The organism is Vibrio harveyi, assembly GCF_030060435.1.
GTDB classification, from domain to species: domain Bacteria; phylum Pseudomonadota; class Gammaproteobacteria; order Enterobacterales; family Vibrionaceae; genus Vibrio; species Vibrio harveyi.
This window is the reverse complement of record NZ_CP125876.1, coordinates 858,174-870,859: the sequence shown is the minus strand read 5'-3', so window position 1 is coordinate 870,859 and position 12,686 is coordinate 858,174. Positions and strand designations below refer to the sequence as shown.

At 46.7% G+C, this 12,686-nt stretch carries 12 protein-coding genes; 7 read left to right on the top strand and 5 right to left on the bottom strand.

Going from position 1 to position 12,686, the window contains the following annotated elements:
* Positions 1–1,499: 1,499 nt before the first annotated feature.
* A complete protein-coding gene (locus QMY49_RS20485; protein ID WP_283316471.1) occupies positions 1,500–1,718 on the bottom strand; it encodes a VF530 family protein in 219 nt (72 codons plus the stop codon).
* Positions 1,719–1,850: 132 nt separating this feature from the next.
* On the opposite strand from QMY49_RS20485, the gene QMY49_RS20480 reads away from it, so the two are divergent.
* Complete coding sequence (locus tag QMY49_RS20480) at positions 1,851–2,780, top strand: LysR family transcriptional regulator (protein ID WP_283316469.1); 930 nt, start codon at positions 1,851–1,853, stop codon at positions 2,778–2,780.
* Here QMY49_RS20480 and QMY49_RS20475 read toward each other — a convergent pair.
* Positions 2,777–3,067 carry a putative quinol monooxygenase gene (locus QMY49_RS20475; protein WP_005436210.1) on the bottom strand — a complete coding sequence of 97 codons (291 nt, stop codon included), beginning with the start codon at positions 3,065–3,067 and terminating at the stop codon, positions 2,777–2,779. The two genes, QMY49_RS20480 and QMY49_RS20475, sit on opposite strands and share 4 nt — an antisense overlap.
* Positions 3,068–3,072: 5 nt before the next feature.
* Positions 3,073–3,726 carry an oxygen-insensitive NAD(P)H nitroreductase gene (gene nfsB, locus QMY49_RS20470; RefSeq protein ID WP_020195370.1) on the bottom strand — a complete coding sequence of 218 codons (654 nt, stop codon included), beginning with the start codon at positions 3,724–3,726 and terminating at the stop codon, positions 3,073–3,075.
* Between the two features lie 195 nt (positions 3,727–3,921).
* Here nfsB and QMY49_RS20465 point away from each other — a divergent pair, with 195 nt between their 5' ends.
* Positions 3,922–5,358 (top strand): helix-turn-helix domain-containing protein, encoded by a 1,437-nt coding sequence (locus tag QMY49_RS20465; protein WP_283316763.1) that lies wholly within the window; start codon positions 3,922–3,924, stop codon positions 5,356–5,358.
* A gap of 129 nt (positions 5,359–5,487) precedes the next feature.
* Complete coding sequence (locus QMY49_RS20460) at positions 5,488–8,145, top strand: alpha-amylase family glycosyl hydrolase (RefSeq protein WP_283316465.1); 2,658 nt, start codon at positions 5,488–5,490, stop codon at positions 8,143–8,145.
* A gap of 103 nt (positions 8,146–8,248) precedes the next feature.
* Here QMY49_RS20460 and QMY49_RS20455 read toward each other — a convergent pair whose 3' ends face one another.
* On the bottom strand, positions 8,249–9,415 hold the full coding sequence (locus QMY49_RS20455; protein ID WP_005436203.1) for a D-alanyl-D-alanine carboxypeptidase family protein: 1,167 nt from the start codon (positions 9,413–9,415) through the stop codon (positions 8,249–8,251).
* A 253-nt stretch (positions 9,416–9,668) separates the two neighbouring features.
* Here QMY49_RS20455 and QMY49_RS20450 point away from each other — a divergent pair, with 253 nt between their 5' ends.
* The 4 genes from QMY49_RS20450 to QMY49_RS20435 all read left to right on the top strand — a co-directional run bounded on the left by QMY49_RS20450 (position 9,669) and on the right by QMY49_RS20435 (position 11,985).
* Positions 9,669–10,964 carry an alpha/beta fold hydrolase gene (locus QMY49_RS20450; protein ID WP_283316463.1) on the top strand — a complete coding sequence of 432 codons (1,296 nt, stop codon included), beginning with the start codon at positions 9,669–9,671 and terminating at the stop codon, positions 10,962–10,964.
* 189 nt (positions 10,965–11,153) lie between these two features.
* Positions 11,154–11,369 (top strand): DUF4177 domain-containing protein, encoded by a 216-nt coding sequence (locus QMY49_RS20445; RefSeq protein ID WP_005447484.1) that lies wholly within the window; start codon positions 11,154–11,156, stop codon positions 11,367–11,369.
* Positions 11,370–11,371: 2 nt separating this feature from the next.
* Complete coding sequence (yidD, locus tag QMY49_RS20440) at positions 11,372–11,596, top strand: membrane protein insertion efficiency factor YidD (protein ID WP_005447483.1); 225 nt, start codon at positions 11,372–11,374, stop codon at positions 11,594–11,596.
* Positions 11,596–11,985: a hypothetical protein gene (locus tag QMY49_RS20435; RefSeq protein ID WP_005447482.1), complete on the top strand. Its 390-nt coding sequence runs from the start codon at positions 11,596–11,598 to the stop codon at positions 11,983–11,985. The genes yidD and QMY49_RS20435 overlap by 1 nt, the downstream gene beginning before the upstream one ends.
* An 82-nt stretch (positions 11,986–12,067) precedes the next feature.
* On the opposite strand, the gene QMY49_RS20430 is transcribed toward QMY49_RS20435, so the two are convergent.
* On the bottom strand, positions 12,068–12,556 hold the full coding sequence (locus QMY49_RS20430; RefSeq protein ID WP_009697997.1) for a GNAT family N-acetyltransferase: 489 nt from the start codon (positions 12,554–12,556) through the stop codon (positions 12,068–12,070).
* Between the last annotated feature and the right edge of the window lie 130 nt (positions 12,557–12,686).

Sequence of the window (12,686 nt, the reverse complement as noted above, 5' to 3'; positions counted from 1 at the left end):
TTGCTGCAAACCATAGAGCGATGAATTACCTCAATATAATCTGAGAGTAGATTCTGAATCACGCTCGTTCCTCGCTGTTCAGAATGACGGTTCTCGCTTGGGTGTTCACCTTACAATACAAGCTCAGACGTCATTCCGGACGAGCCTAAGCGAGCCATCTGGAATCTCGCTTTAAACATCACAACAGAGATTCCCGACTATGCTCCTTCGTCGCTATCGGGAATGACGCAGAGGAACTATTCCAGCCTATGCGATGAGAAAAGCTGTGTCCTTCCAGCCTACACGGTTAAAAGTTGCGTCATTCTAGCGAGCCAAGGCGAGACTAAGAATCTACTTACCGCTTGCTGTAGACCATAAAGCAATGAATAAACTCAATATATTCTGAGAGTAGATTCTGAATCACGCTCGTCCCTCGCTGTTCAGAATGACGGTTCTCACTTGGGTGCTCTGCCCTACAATACGAGCTCCGGCGTCATTCCGGACGGGATTAAGCGAGCCATCTGGAATCTCGCTTTAAACATCACAACAGAGATCCCCGACTGCGCTCCTTCGTCGCTATCGGGAATGACGCAGAGGAGCTCTTCCAGCCTATGCGATAAGAAAAGCTGTGTCATTCTAGCGAGCCAAGGCGAGACTAAGAATCTACTTACCGCTTGCTGCAAACCATAACGCAATGAATAAACTCAATATAATCTGAGAGTAGATTCTGAATCACGCTCGTTCCTCGCTGTTCAGAATGACGGTTCTCACTTGGGTGCTCAGCCTTCAATACGAGCTCAGACGTCATTTCGGACGGGATTAAGCGAGCCATCTGGAATCTCGCTTTAAACATCACAACAGAGCTCCCCGACTGCGATCCTTCGTCGCTATCGGGAATGACGCGGAGGAACTCTTCCAGACTATGCGATGAGAAAAGTTGTGTCATTCTAGCGAGCCAAGGCGAGACTAAGAATCTACTTACCGCTTGCTGTAGACCATAAAGCAATGAATAAACTCAATATATTCTGAGAGTAGATTCTGAATCACGCTCGTCCCTCGCTGTTCAGAATGACGGTTCTCACTTGGGTGCTCTGCCCTACAATACGAGCTCCGGCGTCATTCCGGACGGGATTAAGCGAGCCATCTGGAATCTCGCTTTAAACATCACAACAGAGATCCCCGACTGCGCTCCTTCGTCGCTATCGGGAATGACGCAGAGGAGCTCTTCCAGCCTATGCGATAAGAAAAGCTGTGTCCTTCCAGCCTACACGGTAAAAAGTTGCGTCATTCTAGCGAGCCAAGGCGAGACTAAGAATCTACTTACCGCTTGCTGCAGACCATAAAGCAATGAATAAACTCAATATATTCTGAGAGTAGATTCTGAATCACGCTTGTTCCTCGCTGTTCAGAATGATGGTTCTCGCTTGGGTGTTCACCCTACAATACAAGCTCAGACGTCATTCCGGACGAGCCTAAGCGAGCCATCCGGAATCTCTCTTTTAGACGTGCACCAAATCCGCTTAGCAGAACGTCTCGATGTACAGCGCTTCCACTTTATCTCTTGCCCACTGCGTTTTACGCAGGAACTTCAGCGACGATTTGATTGAAGGATCTTTCTTAAAGCAGTTCACACGAACTCGCTCATGCATTCCGTTCCACCCAAAGTGCTCAACTAAACGGGTAAGGATTTTTTCTAAACTCAACCCGTGAAGTGGGTTATTCGGCTGCAGTTGGCTCATGCTATTGATCCGGTAAAGTGAAGTTGCGCGCTAATCTAACTCAAACTCGCCGTGCAACCTAATGTTTTAACCTTGAATTGCCCTGCGACTCTCCCCTATAGTAGCCCAAACTTCTTAAAAGCCCTTTTCATTATGAAAGCCCTCAACGATCTGAATATCTTTGTCGAAACCGCACGCCAAGGCAGTTTTTCGAAAGCCGCCAACAGCATGGACATGACACCAGCAGCCATCAGTGCATCGATCAAACGTCTTGAGGGACAAATTGGCTTTCCTCTGTTTGTACGTTCCACTCGCAGCCTTCGCTTAACCTCGGAAGGTGAGCTGTTCCTAGACAAAACCACTCAAGCGCTCGCAACACTGCAAGAGGGGTTAGATCAGATCTCAAGCGCGCGTGGCGAGTTATCAGGTCAGCTGCACATCACTGCGCCATCTGATTTTGGTCGCAACATGCTGCTTGATTGGGTTGATGAGTTTATTGATGTTTACCCAAACGTCTCTATCAAGTTAGAGCTGTCTGACAGCTTAACCGATATGTACACCAAGCCCGTCGATATCACGATTCGTTACGGCGAACCTGCTGACTCTAATCTCGTCGTATTGGCATTGTGTGGCGCAAATGAGCGAATCCTGTGCGCATCTCCAGAATACGTTGCAAATAATCCTGTGCTGACCAAACCGGAAGATCTCAACCAACACAACTGTTTGTGTTACATGGTGGCGGATTCGGTTTACAACAAATGGACGCTGACTCGCGGAGACGAAACTGAACAGGTTGTCGTGAGTGGCAAGCTACTTAGCAACGACAGTGACTTATCCCATCGCTTAGCAATCAAAGGCAAAGGCATCGCCAACAAATCACTGATGGACATCAGCCAAGATTTGATTGAGGGAAGATTAGTAAGAGTATTACCTGAGTGGGATTGTGGTCCGGTCCCGCTATACATGGTGTGCGCCGATCGTCGTTTGCTGACGCCAACCATTCGCACCTTCCGTGAATTCATTCATGAAAAATGCTGCCAGCAACGTAAGAAAGTGCTGGCAACATTCTGCTCGGAAGCTTAGCCGACAAACGTCATTGGGCGAATCTGAGAGTATTCAACCCAATCGTTATCTTCTAGCGTCGAGATAAACTGCGCGATATGTGGGCTTTGTAAGTGCTTATCTAACGCTTCTTGCGATGCCCAAATTTCTTGGAACATAAACAAGCCTTCGATCTTTTGATCCAAATACAGTTCGTATTGGCAACAACCCTCTTCTTCACGTGAAGGTTCTAGTAGACCAGAAAGTAAGTTGGTTACGTTGTCGATACTATCTGGGTAGGCTTTAATTTCTGCAACTAAATGAATCATCTTGATCAAATCTCAGTAAATACAGTTTCTGCTTCCCAGCGTGACTTAGGCGTCTTAGCATTGAAGTCATCTTCCGCGTGGTAGCCAAGCGGCACAATCACAACACCAGTGTAGCCTTTTTCACGTAGACCAAATTCTTCATCCAACACTTTCGGGTCAAAACCCTCGATTGGCACCGCATCAATTTCTAGCGTTGAAGCACCCAGCAACAATGTACCCACGTTGAGGTAAACCTGTTTCTCCATCCAATGATTAGCATCTTTTAGGTCAAAACGGTGCATGTTTACAAAGTAACTACGACCGCCACGTACCGCTGCTCTTGCCTCTTCGGTTGGGAATCGACCGTCTTTTTCTTCCTGCGCCAATAGCGCTTCGATGTAGTCGTTATCGATGCCCGTTTTGGCACAGAACACCAACACGTGTGACGCATTCAAGATCTTCGCAGCGTTGAACGCGTAGTTCTCTTGTGCTGCTTTTGCTATACGTTGCTTGCCCTCTTCTGTGCTTGCCAGAATGAAGTGCCACGGCTGAGAGTTCACGCTCGATGGACTAAAACGAATCAGCTCTTTGACTGCGTCGATCTTTTCTTGCGGCAGCTTACGAGTTGGGTCAAAGACTTTGGTTGAGTAGCGGGATTTAGCAGCTTGAACGATGTCCATCGGGTTCTCCAGTCGAGTAGTTTATGCTGGTTATCACTTTAACCTTATGAGTTACAGGGAAAAACCGATTTCAGTTAAAAACATCTTCAAAATAAATTTGAAAATCGCCGATGTAACAAGCTTTGAGCACTCTCACTGAAGCAACACCTGGTTTAAGCAATAATGTCGCCTTTGCTCTGTTACCGAACCACTTTCATGCTGCCTCAAGACAACATCATCACGCCCTTTCTCTGCAAAAAACTTGGGCATAATCACCTAAGAATTGCTGGCGAATATTGGCACATTGAAAAGCTGGTTGCCTTGCAATGTATGATGTTGCAAGAGGCACCGACGCTACGTGAAGGTTTGCTGTGGTGGAGCAAAAGTGTTTCGCTATTCGACCGTCGCTTGTACATTGTTTTCGAACACAGTGATAACCAGATTCAGATGCGGCTAGAGTGCAGAGCTACCGAAATGCCAAGCTGGGCAGAATCGGTTTATGACTTGCTGCTGATGCAATTGGAACAGCTAGGTTTGAATAAATCTGTACGCATTCAGTTTTACAACCAAGACCTTTACTCTACTCAATTCGAGCTAGAAGAAAACATCAACCCGAAGCAGAACTCGGTCGTGTTCGACTTGGTAAAACATGTTTATTTGCTGCTTTCTCACCAACCAATTGAACAGCCAGAATTATTGAGCGTGCTTAATGCTCTGTTCGTCAAAAACAGCAATTACGCACTGAAACTAGAACAAGCCGCGCTGCAACTGGGCGTGTCCAAGCGCACCTTGCAACGTCGCCTGCAAGAAAAACAAATGAGCTATTCGCAATGCGTCGACTTCGCCAAGAAAAAGCACGCATTAGCCCTACTCGCAGATACTCAACTCACAACGCAGCAAATCGCTTATCAGTTGGGTTATGAAGAGCCTTCCAACTTCCACAGAACCTTTCGCCGTTGGTACCCGTTTTCGCCAATGCAATATCGCCAGCAGTGTTTGGATAATCGTACTCATCTCAATAACCAACCCATCCGCTTATACTACGCCAAAGCCAATACTTTAGCCGATAACGACATTGACCAACCCGTCGGTAAAATCTGGATGGAAGTGGATAACATTGCGTTTGAAAAAGTGGTCTCCGTTGAGTGTCGAGACCGTGATGGCACGTGGCGTCGCTACCCAGCCTTCTTCGAGCGCTTTTTGAATAATGGCACCGAACTATGGGCAACAACAGAGCTTCCTGTTGCTCATCCACTGACGTTTAGATTGTGTTATGAAGTCGATGGTGAACGCTACATTGATAACAACCACCAGCGCGATTATGTGGTTTCTAAAGGGCTTTTGATTGGCGCAACGGAATACATTGTCCCGACAAGACAACTTATCCAACTCGGCATTCAGTACACCTTGTTTGTGGAACTCGCGTGTCGATTAAAAGACGTGGCGAAGATCGATTGCTACGTGGGTGACGCGCTAGCTCCGCACGTAATGAGCCTGACTCAAAACGCAGAAGATTACGCATGCTGGGTACTGCAGCTGCCCCTCACCCAAACGGCTAAACAGTGTCGATTCCGACTCTATGATCATTCTGGTAATGAGTTAGCCAAAGACCATTACCCGATTCAATACCCAATTGTGCAACCACTCAGTTAAATATGTAGCACAGTTCAAATTCAGCTCTTCGTGACATCATTTCACGCCTCTTTTGGCGCGAAATGACACTCTCAATTTCAAACCTTTGATTTATCGTTTCCGCATTGCTGCATAACGGAGACAAAAACCGTGTTTGAAACCTTACCTAACCCTATGAATAAAATAAAAATACTCCCTCTAGCGATCGCCCTAGCTCTTTCTGGCTGTGGTAGCGATGAAACTACGCCAACCGACACAGGAAGCCACGTGGCATCTCCTGATTGGCAAGACCAGATCATTTACTTCTTGATGATCGACCGTTTTAACGACGGCGACAACACGCTTAACGATCAAGGTCAGAATGAGTACGATCCTACCTCAGACAAGAAATTCAGTGGTGGTGACCTGGTTGGTGTCAGTGACAAACTGGGTTACATCGAAGACCTAGGCGCAACCTCTATCTGGATTACGCCGCCAGTGGCAAACCAGTGGTGGGACGCAGAACAAAACTACGGCGGCTACCACGGCTACTGGGCGCGTGACTTCAAAAAAGTGGATGAGCACTTTGGTGACATGGAAAGCTACCAAGCGTTAGCACGAGAAGTACATGCTCGTAATATGTTCTTGATTCAAGACATCGTGACCAACCACGTTGGTAACTTCTTCACTTACGATGACCCATACAATTACGATCCTAGCCTTCCTTGCCAAGGTTTTCGCTTGATTGAAAATGCGCTGCCAGCAGGGCAAGAACTGCCTTATCCGCTCAACATGAATGAGTGTAAAGAAGACGGTACTGGCATTTACCACTGGACACCAAGCATCACCGACCACAACGATCCCGTCCAAGAAAAAACCTGGCAACTGTCGGATCTGGATGACCTGAATACGTCCGATCCTGAAGTACGCGCTTATCTAAAAGAGAGCTACCGTAAATGGATCCGCGAAGTGGGCGTTGACGGGTTCCGTATCGATACCGTGAAGTTTGTTGAGCACGATTTCTGGAACGACTTCCTGCATGCTGACGATGGTGTGATGACTCAAGCCGTTGATACCGGTCGCGATAACTTCCTGACCTTTGGTGAAGTCTTCGAAACATCTACGCCCTACAACACCGAAGGCGAAGAGAAGATGCTGACTTACATCGGCGAAAGCGGCTCACCGGAACAGTTAACCTCGGTGCTGAACTTCCCATTGCAAGCTACCATGACGCGCGTGTTTGCAGCAGGACAACCGACCGATTACTTACGCTTCCGTCTTGAGAAAATGATGGAGATGTTCCCGAATCCATACATCATGCCGAACTTCATTGATAACCACGATATGCCGCGTTTTCTATCGCAAGGCAGCGTCAACGATATGAAACAAGCGCTGATTACCATGATGGCGGTACCGGGCATCCCTGTGATTTACCAAGGTACTGAACAGGCAATGTCAGCGGCGCGCGATGCAATGTTTGCTGGCGGTTACCGTGAAGACGGCGACTACGTAGATTCATTCGACCAAAACAGCGAGATGTACTTGTTCATCCAAGAGCTTGCTAAGTTACGTACCGAAAACAAAGTCATGACACGCGGAGAAATGAAAGTCATTGGCAGCGATAAAGCTGGCGCCGGTGTGTTCGCCTTTACCCGAACGTTGGATAACGACGAAGTCTTGGTGGTAATGAACACATCGAATTCCCCGATGTTGATGAACCAACTCGATGTAGAGCAAGCGGGCGGCACCGTCTTCCAACAACAAATCATGTCGAACTGGGCAGACGCTCCGGAGCAGTTAATCGCCGATGAAAACGGTCACGTAACCCTTGAGCTACCAGCCAAATCTGCCGTGATTTACTCAAAAACTAACGACACCCAATCGGTGGATACACCAGACCTCAACATCCAACTGGCGCAAGATTGGGAAGGACAAACCATCACTGATGACATCGTGATTACTGGTACTGCTAACGCAAACGAGAAATTGAACCTTGTCGTGGACGGTAATCTAGAAACAGCACAAGCCATCACCGTAGGCGCTGACGGTCAATTTAGCGTGACTTTATCTACCCGTCACTTTGCGATTGGCGAACAGCAACACCGCTTCGCGATTTACTCCACTGAGAAAAAAGCGGGCATTGAAGATGTGAACTTTGTGTCGGACTTAAGCTGGTCGAACACGCCAGACGACACGATTGATGACGCAGGTGATGCACAAGATGGTATGGGCGGTCCTAACGGTAACTACTCCCTACCAACGGATCCAACGTTCGACAAAGACAACAGCCAACTCGCAATCAACAAAGCCGAGGTGTTTACCGTCGGCAGTAACGTGCGCTTGACCTTCACTATGGACAAGATCACCGATACTTGGTTGCCGCCAAATGGCTTTGACCACGTTGGCTTCACCATCTTCATTGATTTACCGGAAGAAGCAGCAACCAACCTAACGGAACTGCCTAAGATCAACGCTTCTATGCCAAGCGGAACATGGAGTCGCAATGCAGTGGTCTTCGGCTGGCAAAGCTCGATTTACAACACCCAAGGCGCAAACGCGACAACATGGGGCGAAGCAGTAACGCCAGCACCAATGGTCACGGTAGACAAAGCCAACAACACCATTTCGATGGACTTCGCGAGTGACGCACTAGGTCGACCTGATTCACTGGATGGCATTCGATTCTATGTGACAACTTGGGACTTGGATGGATTGTCTGCCACTTACCGTCCACTGGAACAAGACAAAGGTCCTTGGAACTTCTCTGGCGGCGCTTCGGATGAGAGCAAGATTTGGGATGACTTACCAATCATCACCTTGTCTGAATAATCACTTAAACCACAATAAACGCGAAAGCAAAAAGCAGCTCACATTCGAGCTGCTTTTCTTTGTCTGAAATTCTGAAATCACTATTGCGAAACTCGCCCTTGCGCTAGTTAAACAGCGACTTAACCCACAGCACTAAACTGTCCCATAACTTCCCAATCCACGAGCCCTCTTCCACTGCTTGGTTACTCACCAACGGATAGCTCGCCACGGTTTTATCGTCACTCTTCCACACGACTTTGCCAACCACATCCCCTTTTGCAATGGGTGCAATCAGCGGCTCATTCACGACCACGCTCTTGTCTAAACCAGCGGTTAAAGAGCGAGGCAGCGTAAGGTACGCATCTTGGGCAAAACCCAAATCAATCTCACTGACATCGCCTTTCCACACTTTTGCACTCGCCTGAACTTCCCCCTGTTTTGCCACTTGTTTAGTGTCATAGAAGCGGAAGCCATAGCTGAGTAGGTTCTTAGACTGGCTAATGCGTGACTGCTTGCTTGGTGTCCCCATCACTACCGAGATCAATCGCATCTTTCCTTGCTTAGCAGAACTGACCAAACTGTACCCTGCATTGCTGGTGTAGCCCGTTTTGCCGCCATCGACATCCATCGATTTGTCCCACAACAGTTTATTGCGGTTGTATTGGGTGATCTTATTCCACTTAAATACCTTCTCACTATAGAGCGCGTAAACCTCAGGAACGTCATTGATGATGGATTGCATCAGCGTCGCCATATCATTAGGAGAAGTTTGAATGCCCTCGCTATCCAGACCATGCGAGTTAACGAAGTAGGTATCGTTCAAGCTGAGCTTATCTGCCCAACCGTTCATTAAGGCGACAAACGCCCCTTCACTACCGGCAACATGTTCGGCGAGCGCCACACAAGCATCATTACCAGATTGAATAATCACACCACGCATTAGGTTGGCGACGGTGATTTCATCTTTAGGTTGGATAAACATTTTTGAGGAGTCTGGGAATTTGGCTGACCACGCGTTCTCACTCACCGTCACTTTATCGTCCCATTGGAGCCGCCCAGATTTGATTTCTTGCCCCACTACGTAAGCAGTCATCAACTTAGTCAAACTGGCAGGGGCTAATCCGGCACGCGCGTTTTGCTCAGCAATAATGGCACCGGACTGAAAGTCCATTAACACATAGCCTTTTGCCTGCAACTGAGGCGGATTCGGCGTCACGACCGCCAATGCAGGGGCACTTATGGTCTGTAGTAATAAACAAGTGAGCGTGATTCGGGTTAGTGACGTGTTCATCAAGCATCCTCCATGGTCAATGACCGCCAAATGTCTCGTTTCATAAATACGGTAAGACAGTGATGTCTAAACTGCACTTATCAGATCATAGTTCACTCAGTGCATACCAACACAGAAAGATCGAAGAGTTTCTGTTTTGAGTGCCATTCCTTGCCTTTCCCGCTTCAAAAATTGAGTTCTTACAACAAATCTATTGTTTCTAATAAGGAATTCGATATCGTAAAGCAACTATAAACAAGGACAGACCATAACAATGAACGCTCAATCATTTATCGACGCAGGACTGCATTACACGCCCCACTCGTTTACCGTGCCGCTGGACTACCAAGATCTTAGCAAAGGCACGATCAACGTCTTCGCTCGCTCCGTTTGTTTAGTCGGCGATGAAGACTCCGACAAACCGTGGTTAGTGTATTTTCAGGGCGGTCCGGGCTTCCCTTCTCCTCGTCCAAACGGAAACAACGGCTGGATCAAACGCGCACTGAGTGAGTATCGTGTATTGCTGCTCGACCAACGCGGCACTGGCAACAGCAGCGTGATTAATCACCAGACGCTTGCTCACCTCTCACCGGAGCAACAAGCAGACTACTTAAGCCACTTCCGCGCAGACAACATTGTTCGCGATGCGGAATTTATCCGTGAACAATTTGGTGTTGAGCAGTGGGCGATTTTGGGTCAGAGCTTTGGCGGCTTCTGCTCTCTAACCTACCTATCGCTGTTCCCGAACAGCCTGCTGCAAAGCTACATCACGGGTGGTGTGCCTTCGGTTTCTCGTCATGCCGATGATGTGTATCAAGCAACCTTTAAGCGCACCATGGAGAAGAACCAAGCCTTCTTCCAGCAATTCCCACAAGCGCAGCAACTGTGCCAAAACATTGCCAATCACTTATTGGAGCACGAAGAGTTTCTGCCAAATGGTCAGCGTTTTACTGTCGAACAGTTCCAACAAATTGGGATTAACTTTGGTGTCAGTGATACCTTCTTGCCAACTTATTACTGGCTAGAAAGTGCCTTGATTGAAGTGAACGGTAAACCTCAGCTTCGTTATGAATTCCTCAACGACATGCTGGCGCAGCAAAACTTCCAGACCAATCCAATTTACGCGATTTTGCACGAATCAATTTACTGCCAAGGGTTTGCTTCTCAATGGAGCGCACACCGAGTACGCCAAGAGCATGATGCATTCAATTACGAACAAGGTAAGCCGTTCTTCTTTACTGGAGAAATGGTCTTCCCTTGGATGTTCGATCAATACGTGAACTTAAAGCCACTGAAAGAAGCGGCGGAATTACTGGCAGAGAAAGCCGATTGGACGCCGTTATACGATGCGCAGCAACTGGCAAACAATAAGGTGCCTGTAAGCTGCACTGTCTATGCCGACGATATGTTTGTAGAAATGGACATCAGCCGCGAAACACTAGCTGCAATACCAAACTCAAAAGCGTGGATCACCAACGAATATGAGCACAACGGTCTTCGTGCAGATGGTGAGCGTATTCTCGACAAGTTAATTGCGATGGGTAAACAAACCGTAGCAACGTTGAAATAAGCGGCTAACGCTCAGAATTTGCTAAAAACCTAGATAGAAAAACGCCTCTTTGTCACAAGATAGAGAGGCGTTTTTTGGTTCAGCATCAAATATTAATAAATACCATTAGGCAAACCCGACAAATGCATCTTGATGCATTTTATTTCTTATTGTAACATCCTGTTTTTATTAAATTAGTTGGTTATAAAAATGACAAAGTTTACAGAATATAAAGTGGTTCACATTGTTGAAGGTGGTTGCGGCACAATTCTACTAGGTGCAAGTGGCTTGCCTGTGCAAAAGATGGAAGCAGAGCTGAACAAGTACGCACAAGATGGTTGGCAAGTTGTATTCCAAGTAGTGGAACAAAAACGCTTTATGCTATTTTGGAAGCGTGAGGCTGTAATTATCACTCTCGGCCGATAAGTTTGCTTAAATATATCTCTTTGAAATTGATCCATCGCTACCAGGCTAGCGGTGGTTCAAAGCAGTTATTGAATATTGAATGTAATTTTGAGCCCACTTGCTCAGAGTACACCAAACAATGTATTGCTAAGTATGGGGCAATAAAAGGTTGGAAACTTGGTTTGGCAAGAATTAAGCGGTGTAACCAACCCGACCTCATTGAAAAAATATATGACGAGGTACCGTAATGCGCTTATTTGAGCCAATTGAACAGCTAGAGAAACAGGAAGAATTACTGAGAAGTCAGGTAAACTCATTACCTGAACATCAAAAGAAAGAATTCTATGAACGCCAGTCTAAAAGTCTCAAGGACCCCGATACCTACGCAACGTTAAACTGGTTCTTTCTTGGCGGTTTTCACCATTGCTACCTAGGTAAATATGCTTTGTTTGCTTTAGAGCTAATATTGTTAATCGTAAGTATCGTTGGCTTTGTTCTTGGACATCCTAGTGCGTTCCTTATCCTCGCGTTACTCATTATATATGAACTACCACAATTGTTTTTTTCACAGAAAATAGCAAGACAGCACAATTATCAGTTATCTTGTGAAATCTTCAATGAAGTGCGAAGAAACTAGATGGTTAAACGATATAGCACTCCCCAACGTTTGGCATTTTCAGTTTAAGGTTGGGGAGCGTGTCTCACAACATAATGTGGCGTTAGTCTTTGACTCGCTTGGTCATCATTTTGGTGATCACTCGGTAGCCCATCTTATGGTAGAAATCTTCACCTTCGTGATTAAATGACGCCACGGTTAAACCGAGCTCTTCAATATCTTGGCTGCACAAATCACTCTCGATTTTATCCATCAAAGACAAGCCAATACCTAAGTTACGGTGGCTTTCAGACACCACCAACTCATTGATATATCCAACGCGTCTTTCCGGAGAGAGAATCGAGTTTACCTCTCGCACGGTACCAGAGATAAAACCAACCACCTGTCGGTTCGAACAAGCTATAAAAGCCGTGATGCTGCCATCAAAATATTTATCGAAGATGTTGCGATCTTCCCTTAACTGCGCCATTTCTTCCGGAGAACGGTAGAAATCTGGCTCAGCATCATGGTGAGAAGTGTCGAGTTCGACCAAGAGCGTTTTCAACAGAGGGACGTCTTCTTCTCTTAGTCTTCTGATATGAAACTGTTGCATGTTGAATTCCTTTGCCAACCGACCTGTATCAAGCACAGATCTTTGCTTCAACTGATTATCGGATAAGAAGTTTTAGGAATGTGAAGCGAATCAACAGTACAAATTTCGACCATTTATGTCGAGTGCGTTT